The sequence below is a fragment of the Formivibrio sp. oc-25 genome, assembly GCF_055810895.1.
Window position 1 is genome coordinate 68210 of record NZ_JBVVOL010000012.1, and the last position, 21631, is coordinate 89840.

Consider the following 21631-nt stretch of genomic DNA (forward strand, 5'->3'; position numbering starts at 1 on the left):
ATCCCATGACCATCACGGCTTACCCTGCGGCCCCGCACCCGGATGGTTCGGCCCTGCTCGCCTTCGACGGCCCCGCCAGCGTGCTGGTGCGCTGGTCAATCGTCATCGGACCGGGCCGAATTGTCGCTTTGGCCGGTGCGACCGACCGCCACGGCCGGGCCTGGGCGGTGTATTACCCGCAAGGCGGCAGCGGCACGGTTCAGATCGAGGTGCGCCATGGCACTTGAACTGCTGGCGGGTCCCCATCCAATTATCAATTGCGTCAGCGGGCAGGCCGTCGGTAGTTCATTGAGCGGCATGCCGATCTGGCTCGATGACCAAGGACTGCTGCTGCCGGTCACCAATGAGGGGATCTATTTGGTCCAGCTCGACGGCGCGGCCTATTTGGTCGCGGATGATCGCAGTCTGGTCTATGGGCTCGCGCTGACCGGCGTGGGCGGGCCGTTGAATCGCGGCCATGGCTACGCGATGACCAAGACCTTGATCACCGATCCCGGTGAGTGGGCCGTGGATCCCCTCACGCTGTATCGGGGTGTTCGGCTCAATGCGCAGATCATCACCCCATCACACAACTATGCCCGCCTGCACGATCGTTATCTCTATCCGATTGGCTCACGCCTGGACTGCCGGCCGCTCGACTTCAGCCAGGACTGGCAGCGCGAGACGAGTTTTACCGGACTGTCCAATGGCAACAGCCTGTCCTGGGGGGCCCAGCCGACCCATCTGGTCATCGGCGCAGAAACCGGTCAGTTCGTGCATTACGACTGGCTCACCCAGCGTCAGGTCGGCGCGATCGGCACCATCGGCATGGCCTGCCGCGGACTCTGGTACGCCGCCCGTCACGGCGTCTATCTGTCCTTGCACACCAACGATGGTCAGCATGCGCTGCGCCTCTGGGCCCCGACCGTGCAGCCAACCCAATTGAGCGCGCCGATGTTGCTGGCCCCGCTGCAAGCCGGCCATCGCGTGCAGTGCCAGACCCGCGTGCTCGGTGCCCATCAAGAACCTTGCCCGAATGAAGTGGTGCGCTGGACCGTGGAAGGTCCGGGTGAATTATTGCTCAACGCCACCACGACCGATGCGGAGGGCTGGGCCAGAACCTATTACGATGCGCCCCTGGAGGCCAGTGGCATGACGATCACCCTGCGCGTGGAGGTGGCCTGCTGATGCTGTGCTTAAACTTTTGCAGTGCGGACTTGCCCTATCGCACCATGGCGGAAGTAGCCGGCACCTCGCATCTGTTGCCCAGTGCGCTCTACAACGCCGACTTGCTGGGCGAGGACGGCTTTGAATGCCTGGATCGCATCGATGGTCTCTACCACAGCGCCACCGATGGTGAACTGATCGATTCCGGCACGCTGGTGATCACCGGCTGGACCCGTCAGCGCTGGTGGCCAGGCTGGGCGCGCTGGCGGTGGACGTTCGATGCCGAGAGTGGCCAGTTTTTAGGACGCGATGCGGCCCCCGGTGGTTATTACGCTCAAGACGTACGCCAAGGCTGTGGCGGCGAGTTGTGGCTGCAATTGATCACTGGCCCCCTGCAGCGCCTCGGGCCGAATGCGCAACCCACCGGCGAAACCCTCCAGCCTGAAACCTTTGGCGTGATCAGTTTCGGCGCGGTCTTGATCGACTTGGCGCAAGATTGGTTGATCGCCACGGTCAACAGCAACCGGTCCTTGCAGGTCTACCGACTTTCCAGCGGCGCGTGGTCGCATACGATCAGTCTGCCGTTCCGCCCCGTCGATCTGTGCTACGAGGGCGGTAGCCGCGCCTATGTTCTGACCGAATCGCGCCAGTTGTTCTTGCTCGACTATGCCAACGGCCGCATTTATGGCGCGTTCAAACTCGGCCCAGGCCCGGCGTTGTGGTTGGGCTCGACCCGCATCGCCTGGGATCCGCGCTATCGTCGCCTACTACTGGTCGAACCGCCGGCCGCACGCGGCTTTGCCTATACCACCAGCATCCAGGGTTACGCCTTGCGTCCGGTCGCTACGCATTTGTGTGCGCCGCTGCCGCTGCGGCGCCTGCGCGCTGGCCAGCCCACGCCCGTGCTGGTCAAAGCCATCGGCGATCGCGGCGAAGGACTGAGCGGCACGGTCCAGTTCCAGGCCAGCAGCCAACTCGCGCTGTCGCAACAGACCCTCAGTCTCGATGGTCGCGGAGAAGCGATCATCCACATCACCGGGCTGGCCGAAGGCCACGAAACCATCCACCTCACGCTGGAGACCCCATGCCTGTCCTGAGTGCATCAAGCCAATTTGTGATCGGCGCGGGCAGTCCTGCCAGCGAAACGCTGAGCCTGAGCATTTTGCCGCCGGCCGAGGCCACACCTGGACGCGGCCGCTTATGCCACCCCACCTTGGGGACGCTCGATTATGCCCAAGCCCCGGATGAATGGAGCGGGTTGGATCAGGATGTGCTGCAACCGCCGATCTGGTCGAGCAGCAAGACCCTGGCCGGTCAGGTGCATACGCTGTGGCGCGGCACGCTGCGCGATGGGGTCGTCATAGAACGCTGGCGCGGTGAAGGTGGACTGGCCATGCCGATGAGTCAATTACGCCTGCTGCTGGCCTTCTGGCAAAACCCACCAGATCCGGCCCTCGGCTACTGCCAGTGGTGGCCGAGCTACGCCAGCCCCTTGGGATTTAACGTGGTGATCAGCGCTTTGCAGGTCGGCAGTGGCGAGGGCATCACGCTCGACTACTTGAGCCGTCAAGGCTGGGTCGCGGCGCCAGTGGCGCTGACCTTGCGCGTGATCGATCGCTGCTGATTGCCATGGACACCCGTTTTAGCGCGCCCACCTTGGATAGCGTGCGCGAATTCACGCTGGGCCTCTACCCCTTGAGTACCACGCTGGCGGCAGTCACCACCGATGCGGCGCCTGCTCCGTTTGACCTGAGCCCTTATGTCGCCAGCGCCCAACAACGTCCCGGCGAAGTAACGCTCACGCTGCACTGGCACCATCAGTTAGATGGCGTGACGATGCCCCAAGCCGGCCAGATTCTGGCCCTGTGGCGTGCAGACTTGCTGGCGTGGGTGGGGCTGATTGCCTCACTCAGTGACTACCGCCTGGCGCCGGGTGAGCATCGTCTCACCCTCACGGCCCGTTCCCGCGATGCGCTGCCGGCTTGGCGCTCGAGTCGTCGCGTGACCGATCTGTATTCGCTCGGCACCCGCCTCGATCAGATCGCCACCGATGTGGCACGCAACGTCGGGCTGGAGGAACACGAGATTCTGCTGCCGGCGCTCGACTACGCCATCCCGCACAGTAATCTGCAACTGGCCGATCTCACCGCCTGGGACATGCTCGAAACGCTACTGCTGCCAGCCGGTTTCTCACCCTTTATCGATGGTTTGGGGCGGCTGCGCGCCCGCGCGCGCGACTTGACCCGTCCGGCCGATGTCATCTTGCAGTCTGAGCAGATCCTGGCCATCACCGGGGCCCGTGCGCAATCTGCGACGACTGCGGTGCGATTGCGATGGCTCGATCCACAATTGACTGAAGTCGCACAGCAGGATCAGTCCTTGGCCAGTGCCAACATTACCGCGGGATTTTTTCAGGTACAGCAGAAGCAGGAGGTGTACTGGTCGCAAGACCGTACCCAGCGCGCCAAGGAAGCACGGCTGGTGATCAAGCAAAGCGCCAACAGCGGCATCCTGCCGGTGTGCTCGGAAGATTTTCGTCAGACCGCGCATACCGGCGGGGTGATCGAACTGGAAACGGCGGTGTGGGTGCCGGGGCTGGTCGGCACGTTTATGTTGGTCAAAGCAGCCGGGGCCATCCCGGATATCGCCCCGCCGTTTGGTGGGCCCACCAGCCCTGTCGGCAAGATGGTGCATGCCGCGCTGGAATTGTCGGTGATGCTGACGTTGGCCTCGATCGGGACCGGGGCGTACGAGGTTTGGGGCATCCCTTATGACTACGTGCATGGCCGTAACACCACCGAAGCCGTCGATGCCCAAGCGCTGCCCTGGCGCGAAGCAATTGACGAACTCGAGAGCGATCTGATTTTGCATGACGATCATGCCCGTGCGATGGTGGCACGCGAGTTGGCCTATCGCGTGCGTGCCGCGAGCAGCTACGGGGTGAGCATCGTCGATGACCCGCGCCTTGAACCCGGCGATATCGTCGCCTTGCCCGATGGTACGCGTTTGTATGTGACCGGCTACCAACGCGACTGTTCACCTGGGTCGCCGGCCGTGCTGGCATTGGAAGGATTTCAGGTATGAGTTTTTTGACGGCGATTACCCAGGCGCAGATTACCGCGGCCCAGACCGAGCTCGACGGCAAGGTGCTGACCCGGCCGGCTTTGCTCGTTACCGACGGCAGCGCCCTGATCTATGCCGTGGATGTCGACATCGGCCAGGCCAATGCCATCCTCAAGAATGTACCCCTGGCACGCGCCAACCATGAACTGATGTATGCCGAGCCCGGCAATGCCTGTCGCCTGCGGCGCACGACCAATGGTCGCTTCGAAGTGGTGGGGTTTTCCAAGGAAATGCCCGGACGCTATGAGCGCTTCACCCTGAATCTGGCCACGCTGCAGTTTGGGGCGATTCAACAACTTGGCATCGAAGCGCGGCCGCTCACATATGGGGAACTGGCGACGCTCGGGCGTTATGGTGCCACGCCGTATGGTGCGACGGGGCTGTTTCAAGGTGGGCAATTGCGGGAGATCCGGACATGAGCCTGAGTTTGTCGCGCTTTGCCGCGGGCGATACCAATTACATCGCCAAGCACAATGCCAATGCTGCCGCACTGGAAGCTGAACTGGGAGCCCTGCGCAGTCTGCTGGGATCGAGTTTCGGCGGCGCGATTTCGATCGGAGCTGCCCTGCAAGCCTTGCTGGGTAATGCCGTAGCGGTAATCGGTGCCGATTCCTATCGTGCCAGCGGCAGCGGTACCGTGCTCACTTTGACGCCAGGATGGTGTTGGCGGCCGTCGCTCGGACTGGTGTTGGCCAGCACAGCCACGGTCACGCTCAGTTTCAGTGGTCAACCGGCGGGCACCTATTATTTGCAGGTCGACAGCAATGGTGCGCCGCTACGCAGCACCAGTGCCAGCGAAGCGCTGTATCGCATCGTTTGGAGTGGCAGCAGTTTTACTAGCCTGACGCGACTAGCCACCGTGATCTGGGGTGCGGCTGATCAACTGGCCGCGCAGACCAGTTCTGCGCTGGGGCAAAGTTTTGAAGGGCTGGATGCACGCCTGGAAGTCGGAGAAACGCTCGCTCAAGCCGGTGCCTTGGCCCGCAGCGCGCAGACTGGCCGGACCGTGAAGTCGGTGGCCGGCGGCCTCAACGTGACCCTGACCGCGACCGAGGCCAATGCCGCACTGTTGAGTTTGACCGGCACCTTGACCGCCCCGATTGCGGTCAGCGTACCCACCGCCGGGCCGCGGGTGTGGCTGGTCGAGAATGCCACCAGCGGCGGTCGTGAATTGACGCTCAAGACCACCTCCGGCAATGGCCTCAAATTGCCACCCGGTCTGACCTTCGTTTACCACGATGGCAACCAGTTGCTCTCGGTCGGCGCCCGCCCCTATCGCCCGGCCGTGCTGACCTTGACCTACGCAGCGAATTTGGTCGCGGATTTTGCCCAAGCCGACAGCATCCGTCTCACCCTTGGTGGCCATCCGGTCATTGCCCTCACCGGAGCGGCCGATGGGCAGCGCTGCATTCTGGAACTGACCCAAGACGCGGTGGGCGGCCGATTGGCCAGCTTCGGGCCTGAAGTGCATTTGGGCAGTGATCTGGCCGCCATCGATCTGTCTGTCACGCCCGGTAGCACCGACCGGCTGGGATTTATCTATTGCGCAGCACGTGCCCGCTACGATCTGGTCGCCCTTGCCCGAGGATTCTGAATATGGCCCTGATTTTTATGGATGGTTTCGACCATTACGGTTTCAACGATATCCCGCGCAAGTGGACTGCACGCGATTCGACGTCCAACTATGCCAACGATATTCGCTCCACCAGTGGTCGCCGCGGTGGCGGTGCATTTATGGTGGGCTCCAACGGTGGTATTTATAAAAACATTCCAGCCCGTTCCACCTTGATTCTCGGGGTGGCCATCAATGCGCCGACAATGCCGGATACCGGCGGTGGCCAGCCTTTGTTTGAACTGCGCGATGGCGCCACCCAGCAGCTGTATGTATTTCTGGATACGACCGCCAAGTTACGCGTATTGCGTGGTGGTGGCACGTTGCTGGGGATCAGTGATGTGCCATTGCCCCTCGGCAGTTGGCAGTACCTCGAATTCAAAGCCACGATCGACAACAGCCTGGGCAGTTATGAGTTGCGCGTTAATGGCGTTACCTGGCTTAGCGCCAGCGGCGTCGATACCCAGAACACCAGCAATGCCTTCGCCAATTACGTCTGTCTCGGCATCACGGGATCCAATGATGCCAATGTCTATTACGACGATTTTTACCTGTGCGATACCAGTGGCACGAGCAACACGGATTTCCTTGGCGATATCCGCATCGATACGCTCTACCCCACCGGCCCCGGCAGTTATCAGGACTGGACCCCTTCGACCGGGACCGACCATGCCGTCCTGGTCGATGAAACCTCACCGAACACGGCAGATTATTTAAGTGGCATCACGCCTGGACAAAAGGAAACCCTGAGCCTGGCTGACTTGCCGGTCAATGGTTCGGTGCTGGGCGTGCAGTTGAATAACTATGTCGCCAAGGCGGATGCCGGGCTGGCTAAGGTCCAGAATCTGCTGCGCTCTGGCGAGAACGAAGTCACGGGGCCGGTCGTCGCACTGTCGACCAGCTATGTCTACAGTGTGTCCCTGCACGAAACCGATCCGGCCACCGGCTTGCCCTGGACCACGACAGGCGTCAATGCGCTCGAAGCCGGCATCGTGGTAAGCGAGTAGCCGAGTCATGGCCAGCCCATTTCTGCTGGACAGTTTTAGTGCTGCCAGCGATACCGCGCTTGCCGCGCATCTGCCCGAAACTGGCTCCAGTTGGACAGCGTATGGCACACCGTATACCGCCACCTCGACCGTACTCGCCATCGAAGGTCGCGTCACCGGTAGTTCCAGCACCGTCAGTGCGCTGTATACCAACGCGGTCATTCCTGATTCCGCCGATTATGTCCTTGATGCCGTGGTGCGTTTCAGCAGTTCCTCCGGCAAACGCATTGGCCTGGCCGCCCGCTACAGCAGCAGCGGCAGTGAGTCGGGCTATCTCGCCTTTTACGATGGCACGTATTGGTTACTGCGCCGGGTGGTCAATGGCGTGGCTACCGATCTGGCTAGCATCCAGCTCAGTCACAGCCTCAATGTTGATATTGCCCTGCGTTTCGAGGTGTTTGGCAGCCTGCTCAGCCTCACGGTGGCCGGTACGCCCCGGCTGCAGGTCAATGACAGCAGTCTCTCGGCTCCGGGTCGGGTGGGTGTACTGCTTCGATCAGGCGGCCGTATCGACCAGCTCAGCGCCAGCTTGCTGGAACCCCAACCCGCGCGCCTGGCGCAGTTGCCGTTGGAAGTTCTGACTGCGCCCCAGCCGGCAGCCCGATTGGGGCAACTGGCGCTAGAAGTGCTGACGCTGCCGCGTGCCCCGGTTCGGACCAGCCAATTGGCGCTGGAGGCCCTCAGCCTGCCCAACCCGCCCCGACGCGATCTGGCACAGGTGGCCGTGGAAGTGTTGTGGCGCGACCCTCGCCTGGTGGGCCTGGTGACAGTCAGCCTGCAGCCTCAGGCCCAGCTTGATCTGGGCTTGCGCCTGAACGGCGAGGTAACGCTCCAGCACCAGTCTCGGGCCGAGTTGGATTGCGGCACATCCTTGCCCATGACCAGCTGCATCAATGCAGTGCAACTGCAAGGACGCCTCACCCTCCCGCTGCGCTTGCGCGCAGAAGCAAAGCCACAGTTGCGTGGCACAGCCCACCTGCAACAAGGCGAAGAGTTGGGTACCCAGGCACGCTTGCTCGGCCTGCTGCGGGGACGCTTGGCCGGGTCGGTATCGAACACGGCCGCCTTTTTACTGCTGTTTTAACGTCTGCGAGGCACGCATGAGCTTCAGTAACCCTATCGAAGAAAGTATTGGCACCCATCTACTGCGCAGTGGCAGTTGGCTCAAACCCACCTCGCTGTATCTGGCCCTGCTGACCGCGGATCCGGGTGAAACTGGGCAATTAACCGAAGTCGCCGGTGGGAGTTACACCCGTGTCCCAGCGGGCCCCAATGATGCTGTTTGGAATCTGCCGAACGCGGGCAATGGTCAGTTTACCAATGCGGTGGAGTTTGTTTTTACCGCGCCGACGGCAGATTGGGGGCGTGTCACCCATTTTGCGTTGCTTGATGCCGCAAGTGGCGGGCTGATGCTGGCCTATGCGCCCATGTCGGTGCCGCGTGACATCTATGGCAATGATCCGGCGCCGCTGTTTGCCATCGGCGATCTGAAATTGACCTTCACCGGAGGGTTTAGCGCCTGGCTGGCAGAACAGGTTGGTAGCCATTTGCTGCGCAGCGGCAGCTGGGAGAAACCCGCCAACCTCTACCTTGGCCTGCAACACAGTGATGGCAGTGAGGTCAGCGCCAGCAACTACAGCCGCTTGGCGGTGGGCCCTGCCGATGCGATGTGGACAGCACCACAGGAGGGCGATGGCACGTTTGCCAATCAATCCGTCCTGGTCTGGCCCAGCCCGGACAGTGATTGGGGCAGCGTGAGTGCAGCCGTGTTGTGGGATGCGGCCAGTGGCGGCAATGCCCTGCTTACCCTCCCCCTCCCCGCATCCAAAGCCCTATTGGCTGGGGCGTTGGCGCCAAATTTCCCGAGCGGTGGGCTGAGCCTTACCTTTGATTAGCCGTACCGTCGGCCATAACCCGATCACGATGCAAGCCACCCGCGCGGTGGTTTTTTTACGTCTGTGTCCCAGGAAGGAGATGTCATGGAAACACCCACGACACGGAATGGCTGGATCGCCATGCCGGAAGCAGATTTTGAGGCGCTGCTGGATCAAGCGGCCGAACGCGGCGCGCGGGCAGCCCTGTCGACGGTCGGCCTGGAAAACGGTCATGCCGCGCGCGATGTACGCGAATTACGTGATCTGCTCGATGCTTACCGACTGGCGCGCCGCACCGCCTGGCAAACCGTGATTCGTCTGTTAACTACGGGACTGCTACTGGCCTTGATCGCCGGGGCCGTCGTCAAGCTGGATCTGTTTGGAGGTGGGCAATGATCGAGACGCTATTGGGCGGCCTGATGGGCGGTGCTTTCCGGCTCGCCCCTGAAATCCTCAAGTGGCTCGATCGCAAGGGCGAACGTGGTCACGAACTGGCGATGCAGGACAAGGCGCTGGAGTTCGAGAAACTGCGCGGCGCACAGCGTATGGCCGAGATCAGCGCCAACGCCGATGCGGCGTGGAATACCGGTGCACTCGATGCCCTGCGGGAGTCGGTCATGGCACAAGGCCGATCTTCTGGGGTGAAATGGGCCGATGCGCTGTCGATCAGCGTGCGGCCGGTCATCACCTACTGGTTTATGGCCTTGTACTGCGTCGCCAAGACGGCTGCGTTCGCAGCGGCGGTCACTGCCGGTGCTGGCTGGGGTGTGGCCATCCCGCACGCCTGGACGGAAGCCGATCAGGCGCTGTGGGCAGGAGTGCTCAATTTTTGGTTCCTCGGGCGCGTGTTCGACCGGGTGCGGCCATGATCGAGGTGCCTCAAGCAGCAATCGAGCTGGCCAAGCGCTTCGAAGGATTCGAGCGCAAGGTGAAGCGCGGAATCGAGATCACAGCCGTCCCCTACATCTGCCCGGCAGGCTTTTGGACGATTGGGTACGGCCACCTGTGCGACCCGAAACATCCGCCGATCACGGAGGCCGAAGCCGAGGCCTACTTGGCGCGCGATCTGCAAACAGCACTGGTAGCGACGCTGCGCTACTGCCCGGTGCTGGCCACAGAGCCAGCAGGACGACTCGCAGCTATCGTGGATTTCACGTTCAACCTTGGTGCGGGGCGGTTGCAGGCGTCCACACTGCGGCGGCGGGTCAACCAACGCGATTGGGATGCGGTCAGTCAGGAATTGCGCCGGTGGGTTTATGGCGGAGGGAGGGTGCAGCCTGGTCTAGTCACGCGTAGGAAAGCCGAGATCACACTAATGCTTTCATGCTAGTCGGGAAGGCCAGTTTGATTGACCATCTGACACGCTGCTTGTATAAAGAACGATTGTCAAGCCCATCTGGGCTTCTTCTGTTCAAGCTCGGGATCATATGGCCAAGAAAAAACCAAAATATGGCGACGCAACATTTTTGGAATATGCGCAAAAAATAGTCAACCACCCAAATTATGCCGACATGCCCGACACGATTGGCGAGCGCGGCGAAATTCAGTGGGAAGCTCCATCAAATCGAAAATCCGGAAAATTCAAAGACACCCATCACAAACGGCGCGAGTGGTGGCGGCTAAAAGCACTTTCCATCGGAATTGATCCGAATACCGATAGCACGTGGATTAGCAAAACTGCAAAAGCAATTCACCCTTTTGGGGTGAAGCCCTGTAAGACTTGCGGAAAAGAGCTTCAGATCGCGTACGCATATCCGAATGAGCACCTATTTGCCAGGATTCGCAAGCTACCCTACATAGACGATACGTTTGAGCTATCTGAAGTGGAGCACGTCTGTGATCTCTTAGCGCGTCTAGATGAGCGCTTTGGGTCAAAATTGTACGATGATCTTCCAAAGCTCTTCGCAACAACATCTATTAACATCCCACCTCTGGCAAAGACGTTTGATGCTTGGGAGAAATTCTTACGGGAAATGTACATCCCACAAGAGCCACGAATGCTCAGCCCTGGTGCGATGTCAAACCCTCCTGACCGGCTCGACGGATTCCACTCATTTAACCGCTGCTGTCGCGCTACAGCTGATACAGGCCGGTCCAAGGAAAATTTAAAGTCGTATGTAACTGATAGGCGGGTTTTTGAATATTGGGTGGATGGGGATTGGGTTGCTGCAGATCGCCTGATGGGTCAAGTGAGATCCAACCCAATTTTCGAGCAAGAAAATTGCTTTAATGCGGTGCAAGGCGGCGTTCATCCCAAGCCATGTCAAGCTGATCACATCGGTCCGATATCACTCGGATTCACGCATCGCCCACAATTTCAACTTCTGTGCAAAACCTGCAACAGCGGAAAAAACAATCGTATGTACGCCAGTGATGTGAGATTGCTGATTGGCGTCGAGGCGACTGGAGAGAGTGTCATCTCGTGGTTTGCCAAAGAGATCTGGGATCGCCGAAAGAATTCTGTTGGCGATGCTGAAACGGCGCTTCGCCTCAGCAAACTACTTCGGGACAACCGCCATACATATATGTCCCTCCTGAAAGAACTCTTGGATCGTGGTTATTACACATTCCTCGCTAGCCTTTTGCATCTGGAAGCAGCGGATTTCGACCCTGAATTCGTTGGATTAAGTGCTATTAATCACCTCACGCATTTTAATTCCATAACAAGAAATCCACGAACCACAAAGTACGCGACCGAGCAGAAAGCTAGGCGGATTCGCATCGCATTCACATCTCTAATCGACTACCACAGAAAGGAGAATCGAAGCGCATTTGTTATCTCAAACGAACGCTCCGAAGCGGAGTTCTCGGCAGGGTTTGCAGAGTTAGAGAGGCTGAAACCCCTAACAAACGATCTCGATAAAAAAATTGCCGAAATCGTGGGTGAATCCAAGGTGTCCGAGGCGGATCTTCGGGCGTTGGCAAACTCACTCCCCGAGATTCTTTCAGCTAACAAAGCTGCATTTGCGGCGGTTCGAGAACATTTCGCACAAGGTATGCATGAGGTTGGCAAGGAACTAGACAGCATGTGGGGAGCCGACCGTTATGTGCGGTCGGCTCTTGGCGAAGTTATCGAGTGACCTTCTCCAAATATTGCGCGGCTGAAATTTCGCCGCGCATTAGTGCCTGATATGGCGTGGTGGACTCGTGGCGATAACCAAGGTCACCGCCATCCTGTCCGGGCTGAAGGGCGGGCAGATCGTCTAGCGCTTCCTTTACCGACGGTGGCTGCGGCAAATCGCAAATCAAGTCTCTTGCAGACAGAGTCGAAATCATTTGCGGGGGAGACTCAGGAACTTTTCCAGTGTTATCACCAACGATGATCACTCTGCTGCGCCGCTGTGGAATTGCATAATTTTCGGAGTGTAGTTTCCACACAATAAGTCTCTTCGCATGCTTCGACAATTCGTCTTTAACCATTTCGAAGACGCGCCCGCCCTCCATGTTGAGTAGGCCTGTGACGTTTTCAAATACAAAAACATCGGGCTTAAGTGCTGCAAGCAGCCCGCAGTAATCTCTAAAGAGCCAGTTTCTCTCGTCCTCCATAGAGCGTTTGTTACCTGCGGTCGAAAATCCTTGACATGGCGGACCTCCAAGAACACAAAGAGGCAAATCTTTATTTCTTGCCCCCTTCGCCGCCTGCAGAATCTGCTTTTTAACGCTGTCATCTGTGATGTCCCCCACTACAATGTTCGAGTGAACATTCGTTCGATAAGTTTCGGCGAAACTCGCCTCTAACTCATTTCCGACAAGCGTTTTCCATCCTGCCCATCCAAATCCTAAGCCGAGTCCGCCAGCACCAGCAAAAAGGTCTACGGCTTGTCCGACGATGTTCAAATGCCGAGCGATCTGAAATGCCAGCAAGGGAGGGACGGCATTTCCAATTTGCGTAGTGACCGACCCTTTGTTGCCTTTGAAGATAAAGTTGTCAGGAAAGGATTGCAGTCGAGCGGCCTCTCTATGAGAAAGGGTTCTATGCTGTTCGTTGCTGTAATCGTAGTGGATATGGCACCCATTTCCAGGCCTAGTGAAATAGGTGTTGATCGTGTACGAAGGCCTATCCGGGTGCAATCGTCCATAGTATGTTGATCGGCTTCCTTCTCCTTTGGCGAAACTGATTCTGATGTTCTTTATTCGCTCGGAAGGAATGTCCTCAGGGATATCTTTCCAGTTCCCTCCGGGTGGAACGGAACGACAGATGCGCAAATCAAGCTCACTAAGTGTCGCGGCGTAATGATTTTCAATGCGTATCACTTCATTTTTTGATTTCTGCTGGCGAACTGCCATTGTTCTTTTAATCTCCGAAACGTCATTGGGGGAGTGCTCTTCGAGCATTGTCAATAAGTCCAAATAGACGTCATCGGGCAAGCCATACCAGCTCGCCACCTCAACATCTATCTCGGCGGAATAGGACTCGGAGGGTTCTCGTAGCTGTTTCTCGACCAGTTTTGATACTCGTTCTACATGCGTTCTGGATGATAGATCTGGCACCCTTATCCGTCGAATTGCGCCTACTGATAAGTGATTTGTGCTGATTGATGCCCGCACTTGCGCTTCAAATATGACTGAGTTAAATACGCCAAGGACAGCAAGCAACGCTTCATAGGGCATTCGCTTTGGTATAAGGACATTGAGTGAGTTCCCTGTCACTACACCAGGAGGAATGATTGTCGCTATTACTCGACGAGCTGAGCTTTGTCTTGCAACGTCTCTCCAAACTAGGCGATGCAAATCGGAAGATGATGGAGGTGTGATCGTCCCTTTCAAAAATGCCGCTTCGCCACCGACCGGAGAGTAGCGAGTGATCTGCCTACCTTTGGCAAATCGATAACTACCCGTGTCCGATAGCTTGCTCGCAATCCCTGTTTCGTCTAGCTCCCGCCCCAATTTGAAAAGGATATCCGCTCCGGTTTCGTAGTCACCTAGCTTTGGCAGATCAGCGAGAAAAGGCATCGCTCTTGCGATTTCTGGAGAGCTACTAAACCCAATCGCATAGTGATTTTCTTCTAGAGAAGAAATCGATATTTCCAAGACGGGTGGCTGCGCCTCCTGCTCTTTCTCAAAGTGCTGTATCACCTCGAGTGACCTTTTATCTTTTTGCCCTATGCTCCTGTGGCCAACAAAATATACTGCTGACTGGTCAACTCCTTCAAAAAGCCTTGCTTCTGCAGGATAGTGATGAACTGCATCTACGGTATTTTGTGAAAATAACCAAGAACGCAAAGGTGCAGAAATTTGATCACCGAGAATAGTGGCGGGCGCAACAATCGCAAAGTATCCTCCCGGCGCGATCAACCGCACAGAAGCTTCGATGCCGCAACGAGCCAAGTTGGCACCCCAACCAGAAAACTTCCTAGTTGGCTTGGAGTATGGATAAGCCTTTTCGAGTCGAAATACTTTCTCTTTTAAGAGTGAAACGTATGCGTCTTTGTCTTCTTGCTCAAGCTCGGCTAGCTCTCTGCTATCGGGCTTAATCGTTTCCCAGGGTGGGTTTGTTACACAGATATCAAAGGACTGCTGATTTTTTAACGCATGCTCGAATGAATCAATTGTTTGTGCATCTATGCGTGCGACAGAGATATCAAGGGTTTCAATTTTCTGTGAGATTGCTTTTTGGGCGGTTTTGATCGCCGATTGGTCGCAATCCCAGGCGGCGATTTGAAGAGATTTCGACGGAATTTTTCCTTGTTCGTACAGAGCGTCAATGAGCCAGCACAGCAGTCTTCCATCACCACAAAACGGGTCAATAATCTTTAGGCTTTCAGACATCTCAAGGCGTTTGGCGACATCAATCGCCATTGCCTTTCCAATTCTGGCATGCGTATAGAACCTGCCAGTTAATCGCTGCTCCAGGCTTTTTCCAACTTTGTATGTAGTTTCCACTCCCGAGGTGGCTTCAAGGAGCTGATTTAAATTCGAAGCAAACATTTTCATGCCTACAGTGTGTTCTTCGTCTGATCAGCCGACTTGACGTCGGAAGTCAAATCTAGAGGCATTTGTGCCGTGGTTTTCATGTAGTTTTGCGCTTCACGCAAGAACCAGTCCTTCAGGGTCATACCTTCCCGTGCAAGGGTTGAGTAGAGCTGTCTTTTGACCTCGGGCTCAACCTCGATGACGATCCTGCCGCTGCTGCCGATGCTCATAGGGAACTCGTGACAATGTAATGTGATGGATGTTACATTACATCAAGAGGAGGCGGAAGCCAAGGCCAATCTTGGCTGTTGCTGGTGATGGAGCTTGGCAACCAACGCTTGGGAAGTGCATCGGTCAGCGCTTTCTGTCCATGAACGTCAATTGAGGATGCTATGGCCCGTTATTCAGAACACGACACAACCAAGATCTACCAAGCGGCTGATGCATTCCGGACCAACTGCCTACTGAGCGACGGCTCGCTACTGTTCGCCGACGCTTCCGTTTGGCGGCCTGACGTTCTGGATCGCATCCACAAGGCCTTCGTTGCAACTCCTGACGAAGGCGACCGCACGTTCATCGACAAGTTCAGAGATCAGGTGGGCAAGGCCGGGCAGGATGTGTCACGCCTTGCAGCAGAGATCTTGAGCGTGTACTTCCTGTTCCCATCCAGTGTCGGTGGCGTGCGCAAGCGGCAGGTTGTGAACGAGGTGCTCGGCTGGGGCGGTGACAGCCTGCCGGAATCACACCCTGTGTCAGCAGCCTTCGCCAACGGGATCGGCAGTGGCGGCCAGGGCTACAACACCCGTCGTCCCTTCGAGATCGCCTTTCTGATCGAGCTCGCCATCGCATGGAAGAAGTTACCGAAGGATCAACAGGCACAGGTGGCCGCCGATCCGTGGCTCTTTCAAGAGATCGTGGACAGCATTGAGGATGCAGAGTCGAAGCAGCTCCGGCACATGCTTCTTCATCTCCTGTTCCCCGAGCACTTCGAGCGCATAGCAAGTGGCAATCACAAGCGCAGAGTCATCAAGGCTTTCTCGGGACTGGTCACTGCCGAATCAGAGGATGATGACCGGGCGATCTTGGCCATTCGCCAGGAGCTCGAAAAGCTGCTTCCCAACCAGGAGCTGGACTTTTACTGGTCGCCGCTTGTCGAGGCTTGGTACGACGACAGCGAGGGCGCATCTGAAGGCGCGCCGCTGGAGATCATCCAGCACAAGAAGCAGATCGTCCTCTATGGACCGCCGGGTACTGGCAAGACTTTCCGCGCCAAGAAGCTGGCTGAGCGTGTCATCCGATCTGCGGCACTGAGCCAAATGGGCCCGGCTCGCTACTTCCAGTCGCAATCTGCTATCGAATCCGCGATCCGCGACAACGTGCATCGACTGCAGCTGCACCCGGCCTACAGCTACGAGGACTTCATTCGCGCACTCCACATTTCGAATGGCGGTGGCACGGAATATCGATCTGGCTACCTTCCAAAGCTGATTGAGGACATCGAGCAGAAGCCACGCGCTGAACGTCTGCCGCACATCCTGATCCTGGATGAAATGAATCGGACGGACCTGAGTCGGATGCTCGGCGAGTGCTTTTCCTTGCTTGAGGATCGCAATCAGACGATTGAGCTTCCGGCACGCAATGGTGACGGGGCGGCAATGAAGCTGCGCATCCCCGACGATCTGTACGTGATCGGCACCATGAACCTGATCGACCAGTCCATCGAGCAGATCGACTTCGCGCTGCGCCGCCGTTTCTTGTGGCTACTTTGCCCGTTTGACGCCGAGGCTCTAGTGGGGGCCGCGGAATCCAAGTGGCAGGATCTGAAATCGGGCCTGGAGTGGGGTCGCATCGAACCGGACGTCCGCAAATTGGCTGCAGCAGCGGCGGCGTTGAACAGGCAGATCCACGACAGCCCGCTGCTTGGCTCACAGTACGAGATCGGGCACACCTACCTGCTAGATGCGGTCGTGTTTCTGCGCAATTTCCTCGGTGCTCGACCTACACGCAAGCAGAACTACCTTTGGAACAAGAAGGGTGAAGCGCTGGAGCCCGTCGTGCAGGTGTGGAATCTGTCCCTTCGCCCATTGCTCGAGCAGTATCTCGCCGGACTGGACGCGACCGCGCGCAACACTGAGCTCGACCGGCTATCCAAGGTTCTGCTCAAGCCGTCGGTGGCCGAGTGAAACTAGTCGCGCGTGACTGCTCGCCGCTCGTCCCGCAACCGACAGCGGCAGAGGTTAACTGGCTCCGTAAGCTCGTAACAAATGTCCGAGCATCGGATCTTGTCGTTCCCATCTCGGGCGAGAGGGATGAGGACGAGCCCATCGTCTACTGTGCATGGGACGGCACTTGGTGGGCAGGCCGGTACGTCGGCTCGATTTCCTTCGAGGGGCACAGCCTGACCATTGAGCCACGTTTTGGCCTGGCCGCGCTTCGGAATTGGCTTTTTGAAGCAACGTCGGTCGTGTTGACCGACGCGCCCGGAAAACTCCGGGAGGACGAATCGTTCATTGCCCAACTTCTCGCGTCCGTTTGGGCCCATGGCTTCGTCGAGGCGGCTCGGCATGGGCTGCCTGCGCTTCGCCGCGAAGTGGCGACGAAAGGCGCGACGGTTAGGGGGCGGCTTGATGTCCCAGCGTCACTGCGCTTGATCGCTACTGGCGGTGGGCAGGTTGTTTCCATCCGTTCAGAGAGAACGCTAGATCACGCAGCATCTGACGCCATCGTTGCTGCCTACGAAGTTCTGCGACGGTGGCTTGGGGTGCCGGACGAAAAATGGCTACCGAAACGTGCCAAGGAACTCCTTCCCCATCTGCTGGCTGTCACCGGGGCGCGACCACGCGTGCCGACGAAGGCTGAACTGGATCGGATTCGCTACACGCCGATAACCGCAGGCTTTGCGCCTATCGCTGAGTTGTCGCGGCAGATTGCAAACCGAAGGGGGCTGGCCGCCGATATTGATGCCAGCGCGGAAACGAAGGGTGTGTTGCTTGACGTCGCCGAGCTGTGGGAAATGTACGTCCTCAGCATCCTGCGCAAGGCCGCTGCACCACTTACCGTGACTCATGGAACCCGAGACAAGTCAGCCACCAAGAAGCTTCTCCACAGCGATGTGTCAGGCCAAGGCTTGGGCACATTGATACCCGACGCCATCCTGCTCTCAGGGGCCACCATCAGGGGAGTGGTTGACGCCAAGTACAAGTCCCTTCATCCGTCTGCCAGCTCACCAAATGGGCCGCAGCGCGACGACCTGTACCAGATGGCCGCCTATCTGGGACGCTTTCAAGCTCCTGCAGGATTGTTGACCTGGGGACTCTTGGCATATCCCTTCGACCCATCCAAACCCGATATGCCCCACGCAGAGCAGAACAGCCCGTGGAGCCTTGATGGTGGTAAGAAGATCAGCTTTGTCACATTGCCTCACAACCCTGCCGAAGCGATGGCAAAGTTACGGACCTTGGTCACCTAGATACCCAAGCTTGCCATTTGATCGGCCCAAATCTTAGTCTGCACAGGCTGTTTTCCAACCGAATATCTGCCGATTCCACAGCATACTTTGACAGCATCCGGATCACAGAGTAGATTGAAACTGTGCCGATTTGATAGAGCAGCTTGCGGGCACGTAAAACATACAGCTAAAGCGAAGATGGAAACCCGTCATGCGCGATAAGCTGTGGCGGGTTTTCTTATTCCTGCTCGTCGTGAATTTAGCCCTACTTGCGCACGACGTTAAACAAGGCCGCTAAACGGGGCACTCTGGAAAAGGAGTGACATCATGTCTCACGTCAGCAATCCCAATACCCTCCCCCTCCAAGCCGGATTCGATTTTGGTGCCGAACAGCCTACGTGTTCCCGGGCTTGGTCATCTTTCACCGACGCACTGTCAGCCACTTTGGCGGGACTGAAGGAAGACCAATTCCTGATTTTGTCAGTCAAGCACCACAATCGGTTTGTCCAGTTTTCGGCACAAGGCGCTTTCGGTTTACGGATGGAGGCAATCAGTAATACGTATTTGCCACCGCAGGAGCAGCTCGATGAGAAGCAGATCGCTCACCTGCTCAACTTAGGCTGGCACGCTCCGACCGGAGATAGTGAAACCGCTACGCCAGAACAGGATCCTGATGGCTCTCCCAACTTCTTCCTGGACATGGCAGCACCCGTCGCCTTTGGCCGCGCGGCACAGATGACAGTGCAAACCTTTGTTGAGATTTTCCAGATTCCCCATCCGGGTTATCTGGAGTACCTGGCTTTTGATGATGAAGGCACAAGCATTGCCCTCCCTGCCCTCGGTTTCAAGCAAGTGCAAGATGAGCCGTCACAGGATGAACTCAGAATGCTGTTGAAAAACACGCTCTGCGAAATCACCCATGTTCCCGACTTAAAATTCGATGCGGAGGGGGATGCCGCCATTCGCTATGGCAGCATCGTTGCCTTCGTCCGGCTGAATGCCAATCCCAATCCGCCGACGGTTCGTATCTACTCCCCGATCGTGCGCCATGTGGAATGCAGCCCTGATCTGCTGGGCTGTCTGAATGCCATCCATGAAGATGAACCCTTTGTTCGCTTTGTTCACCATAACGGCGCCATTTGGTGCTTTACCGAAATCTCTGCCTCGCCCTATGTGACCGAGCATGTTGCCCGTGCTTTCACTCACTTCTGCCAGGTAGCCGATGATGTGGACGGCCTGCTCAAGGAACAGTTTGGCGGGGAAACGGCATTTGCCGATGAGATGCCGAATGTGACGAAGCACTGAGATACCAGGCCCATTCAGAACGGAGCATTTCATCATGACTTATATGTTTGATAAGCCCAACCCTGGAGAGTCTCTGCGCGACTATCTGATTCGTCACAAGGCCCACCCTTCTTGCCCTGACCGCCGAGCGGCGGAGCCTGAGGAAGAAAATGACATGACCCAAGCGGTACTGGAAAAGGGTTTTGTTATCCAGAAGCGGAAGGAGGAAAAGACATGACACCCTCCTTCCGTGACACGCTGTACGGGATCGCGGTCGCCGACGCCATTGGCAATCCGCTGGAATTCAAGGATCACGTGACCCTACTGGATTTCCAGCATGCCGTGACCCAGCCAGTGCTGCGCATCTCCGACGATACCCAGATGACCCTGTTCTGTGCAGAAGCGTTGCTAACAGCTATACAAGCCCACGGCGAAGTGACGGAGCAGGATCTGGAAGCTGGTTATCGCCGCTGGTATCAGACACAGATCTCCCGCACGCCGCAGGGCGAGGGGCTGTTGCAGTTTCAGTCTCTGTATTCGGTGGAAGCCCCCGGCAAAACTTGTATGAGATCCCTTGCAGCCTTGGTTGCTGGCATGAAAGTGCACAATGACTCCAAGGGTAATGGCACGGTGATGCGGGCCGCGCCGTTTGCCTTTGTCGCCCAGAGCTTCAGCCTCCCGGATGAATGGGCGTTGACCATGGCAGCGACCGATGCCCGCGTCACCCATCTGCATCCGAACGCTGCCGGGGCATCAACGCAGTTAACCGCGATTTACCTGCAGTTGCTCAACGGGCAGGAATGCCTTCCCGCCATCCATCAAGCAGTGAAAGCTATGCGCGGCAAAGTGCCAGAAGAAATCACCCAATCCTGCTTCTATGCCTTGGAGGGAAACGCTGCACTGAACGCCATGCGGGGCTGGATTGCCGAAGAAGCGCTGGCCTTGGCGATTCGTGCGCTCTTGGCCGGAACGGATTATCTGAGCGTGATTCGAGAAGCCTGCTGCTTCGGGGTGGACTGCGACAGTGACAGCATTGCCGGGATTGCAGGTGGATTAGCTGCCACAAGAGGCTGGCTACCTCCCGCCGACTTGATTGCCAAGCTCAACGCTCTCGATGCCATCAAACATGTGGGAGGCCAATTAGAGTTTGGGCGAGAACATTGATCCCCGGGCAAGACAAAGAAAAGCGATCGTCTTCCGGAGTGCACAGCGATGGCAAGTCATGGAAACGCGCAAGGTCTACTCATTCGGATCAACATCCACCCAGTCAGTGCGTACATCGCCACCGTCGACTCGATAATATTCTTCCCGATCCACTTGGCGCATCGGGACCTCGCGATCGTCACACCAATCTTCCGCTTCTGGCAGAGGAGTGACTGCGACCATCTGCGGTCGCATGGGCAAAGTACCATGACCCAGCAGTCGGGAAATCACGATCTCCCGAACATACTGTGACAACTTGATCTCCGCATGGTCTGCGAGCATTTGCAGTTCCGTTCGCATGCGCGACGGAATCCAGAGCTTTATCGGCATGATGTTTTTGCCAAGCTCTGGCACCCAGTAGGTGTCGATCCGCTTTTTTCCAGGGGGCGAGGCCGGGTGACTTCTTGAAAACAAGACATGGTGATCGCGGAACAATGACGGGTCTGTATTGCACATCAGTTGGAAGGCATACACACCATAGCAGTGCTGAGCAAAAAACTGCCGCAACGCTTCACTGACTGAATTTCCATTGAGCGCAGCTAGGTCTTCCAATGCTTCCTTGGCGGGCTCTGGCAGCCAGAACTTCAGGGAAATGTCGTGCGTTGCCAGATCGCTAAAGTCGCCCAATCCCTCCAGTAGTTCTGAAAACCTCAAGGCGTGCCGTGCCTGGGGGGCTGTCTGTTCAGATGCGTCAACAGTCTTTGATCGGAGAAAAAAGGGCCACATCACCGTTCTCGAAAAAATTAGGGGAATTTTCGGAATAAGCATGCCACAGGCGTACTGTGTAATCCAGAAGCAAGGTTCAGGTGTGTGATGCATCGCGGCCAGAAAAATGGTGATGGCAGAAAGTTAGCGGATGCCAGCAACAACTGCAGCCTTTGCGACGAAGGAGAGATAAACCATGATGAGGTAGCCTGAATTCCGTAGACACGCCTGTTTGGTAAAATCTGAACCAACAGGAGTGCGAAATGAGCAAGAGAGT

The 21631-nt window shown here is 57.4% G+C and carries 22 protein-coding genes and 1 riboswitch; of the genes, 19 read left to right on the forward strand and 3 right to left on the reverse strand.

Features of this window, described 5'->3' with window-relative positions; translation table 11 throughout:
• Nucleotides 1-5 precede the first annotated feature (5 nt).
• The 14 genes from AC0KVQ_RS10010 to AC0KVQ_RS10075 all read left to right on the forward strand — a co-directional run bounded on the left by AC0KVQ_RS10010 (nt 6) and on the right by AC0KVQ_RS10075 (nt 11881).
• Nucleotides 6-227 carry a hypothetical protein gene (locus AC0KVQ_RS10010; protein ID WP_473421015.1) on the forward strand — a complete coding sequence of 74 codons (222 nt, stop codon included), beginning with the start codon at nt 6-8 and terminating at the stop codon, nt 225-227.
• A gap of 130 nt (nt 228-357) precedes the next feature.
• On the forward strand, nt 358-1167 hold the full coding sequence (locus AC0KVQ_RS10015) for a hypothetical protein (RefSeq protein WP_473421016.1): 810 nt from the start codon (nt 358-360) through the stop codon (nt 1165-1167).
• Nucleotides 1167-2243 (forward strand): YncE family protein, encoded by a 1077-nt coding sequence (locus AC0KVQ_RS10020; protein ID WP_473421017.1) that lies wholly within the window; start codon nt 1167-1169, stop codon nt 2241-2243. The genes AC0KVQ_RS10015 and AC0KVQ_RS10020 overlap by 1 nt, the downstream gene beginning before the upstream one ends.
• Complete coding sequence (locus tag AC0KVQ_RS10025; protein ID WP_473421018.1) at nt 2231-2770, forward strand: hypothetical protein; 540 nt, start codon at nt 2231-2233, stop codon at nt 2768-2770. Before AC0KVQ_RS10020 ends, AC0KVQ_RS10025 begins: the two co-directional genes overlap by 13 nt.
• A 5-nt stretch (nt 2771-2775) precedes the next feature.
• On the forward strand, nt 2776-4230 hold the full coding sequence (locus AC0KVQ_RS10030; RefSeq protein WP_473421019.1) for a hypothetical protein: 1455 nt from the start codon (nt 2776-2778) through the stop codon (nt 4228-4230).
• Nucleotides 4227-4688: a hypothetical protein gene (locus AC0KVQ_RS10035; protein WP_473421020.1), complete on the forward strand. Its 462-nt coding sequence runs from the start codon at nt 4227-4229 to the stop codon at nt 4686-4688. Before AC0KVQ_RS10030 ends, AC0KVQ_RS10035 begins: the two co-directional genes overlap by 4 nt.
• Entirely contained in the window at nt 4685-5863 is a 1179-nt protein-coding gene (locus tag AC0KVQ_RS10040; RefSeq protein WP_473421021.1) for a hypothetical protein, read from the forward strand. The genes AC0KVQ_RS10035 and AC0KVQ_RS10040 overlap by 4 nt, the downstream gene beginning before the upstream one ends.
• 2 nt (nt 5864-5865) lie before the next feature.
• A complete protein-coding gene (locus AC0KVQ_RS10045; protein ID WP_473421022.1) occupies nt 5866-6888 on the forward strand; it encodes a hypothetical protein in 1023 nt (340 codons plus the stop codon).
• A 7-nt stretch (nt 6889-6895) separates the two neighbouring features.
• Nucleotides 6896-8011, forward strand: a complete 1116-nt coding sequence (locus tag AC0KVQ_RS10050) for a hypothetical protein (RefSeq protein WP_473421023.1) — start codon at nt 6896-6898, stop codon at nt 8009-8011.
• A 16-nt stretch (nt 8012-8027) separates the two neighbouring features.
• The gene (locus tag AC0KVQ_RS10055) at nt 8028-8822 is read left to right on the forward strand and encodes a phage tail fiber protein (protein WP_473421024.1); all 795 of its coding nucleotides are present in this window, start codon (nt 8028-8030) and stop codon (nt 8820-8822) included.
• Between the two features lie 84 nt (nt 8823-8906).
• A complete protein-coding gene (locus AC0KVQ_RS10060) occupies nt 8907-9197 on the forward strand; it encodes a DUF6127 family protein (RefSeq protein ID WP_473421025.1) in 291 nt (96 codons plus the stop codon).
• Nucleotides 9194-9670 carry a hypothetical protein gene (locus AC0KVQ_RS10065; RefSeq protein WP_473421026.1) on the forward strand — a complete coding sequence of 159 codons (477 nt, stop codon included), beginning with the start codon at nt 9194-9196 and terminating at the stop codon, nt 9668-9670. The genes AC0KVQ_RS10060 and AC0KVQ_RS10065 overlap by 4 nt, the downstream gene beginning before the upstream one ends.
• Nucleotides 9667-10131, forward strand: a complete 465-nt coding sequence (locus tag AC0KVQ_RS10070) for a lysozyme (protein WP_473421027.1) — start codon at nt 9667-9669, stop codon at nt 10129-10131. The genes AC0KVQ_RS10065 and AC0KVQ_RS10070 overlap by 4 nt, the downstream gene beginning before the upstream one ends.
• 97 nt (nt 10132-10228) lie before the next feature.
• A complete protein-coding gene (locus AC0KVQ_RS10075) occupies nt 10229-11881 on the forward strand; it encodes an Alw26I/Eco31I/Esp3I family type II restriction endonuclease (RefSeq protein WP_473421028.1) in 1653 nt (550 codons plus the stop codon).
• Here AC0KVQ_RS10075 and AC0KVQ_RS10080 read toward each other — a convergent pair.
• A complete protein-coding gene (locus AC0KVQ_RS10080; protein ID WP_473421029.1) occupies nt 11871-14735 on the reverse strand; it encodes an Alw26I/Eco31I/Esp3I family type II restriction adenine-specific DNA-methyltransferase in 2865 nt (954 codons plus the stop codon). The genes AC0KVQ_RS10075 and AC0KVQ_RS10080 overlap by 11 nt on opposite strands.
• Before the next feature lie 2 nt (nt 14736-14737).
• On the reverse strand, nt 14738-14944 hold the full coding sequence (locus tag AC0KVQ_RS10085) for a hypothetical protein (RefSeq protein ID WP_120967007.1): 207 nt from the start codon (nt 14942-14944) through the stop codon (nt 14738-14740).
• Nucleotides 14945-15106: 162 nt separating this feature from the next.
• Between AC0KVQ_RS10085 and AC0KVQ_RS10090 the strand changes: the two genes are divergently transcribed.
• The 5 genes from AC0KVQ_RS10090 (at nt 15107) to AC0KVQ_RS10110 (ending at nt 20610) form a co-directional block, all read left to right on the forward strand.
• Nucleotides 15107-16897, forward strand: a complete 1791-nt coding sequence (locus AC0KVQ_RS10090; protein WP_473421030.1) for an AAA family ATPase — start codon at nt 15107-15109, stop codon at nt 16895-16897.
• A complete protein-coding gene (locus AC0KVQ_RS10095) occupies nt 16894-18183 on the forward strand; it encodes a 5-methylcytosine restriction system specificity protein McrC (RefSeq protein WP_473421031.1) in 1290 nt (429 codons plus the stop codon). The genes AC0KVQ_RS10090 and AC0KVQ_RS10095 overlap by 4 nt, the downstream gene beginning before the upstream one ends.
• A gap of 112 nt (nt 18184-18295) precedes the next feature.
• Nucleotides 18296-18374: riboswitch (SAM riboswitch) on the forward strand.
• Nucleotides 18375-18489: 115 nt separating this feature from the next.
• Nucleotides 18490-19467: a T3SS (YopN, CesT) and YbjN peptide-binding chaperone 1 gene (locus tag AC0KVQ_RS10100; RefSeq protein WP_473421032.1), complete on the forward strand. Its 978-nt coding sequence runs from the start codon at nt 18490-18492 to the stop codon at nt 19465-19467.
• Between the two features lie 34 nt (nt 19468-19501).
• Entirely contained in the window at nt 19502-19684 is a 183-nt protein-coding gene (locus tag AC0KVQ_RS10105; protein WP_473421033.1) for a hypothetical protein, read from the forward strand.
• Nucleotides 19681-20610 (forward strand): ADP-ribosylglycohydrolase family protein, encoded by a 930-nt coding sequence (locus AC0KVQ_RS10110; protein WP_473421034.1) that lies wholly within the window; start codon nt 19681-19683, stop codon nt 20608-20610. The genes AC0KVQ_RS10105 and AC0KVQ_RS10110 overlap by 4 nt, the downstream gene beginning before the upstream one ends.
• A gap of 75 nt (nt 20611-20685) precedes the next feature.
• On the opposite strand, the gene AC0KVQ_RS10115 is transcribed toward AC0KVQ_RS10110, so the two are convergent.
• Nucleotides 20686-21303, reverse strand: a complete 618-nt coding sequence (locus AC0KVQ_RS10115; protein WP_473421035.1) for a hypothetical protein — start codon at nt 21301-21303, stop codon at nt 20686-20688.
• Nucleotides 21304-21631 lie beyond the last annotated feature (328 nt).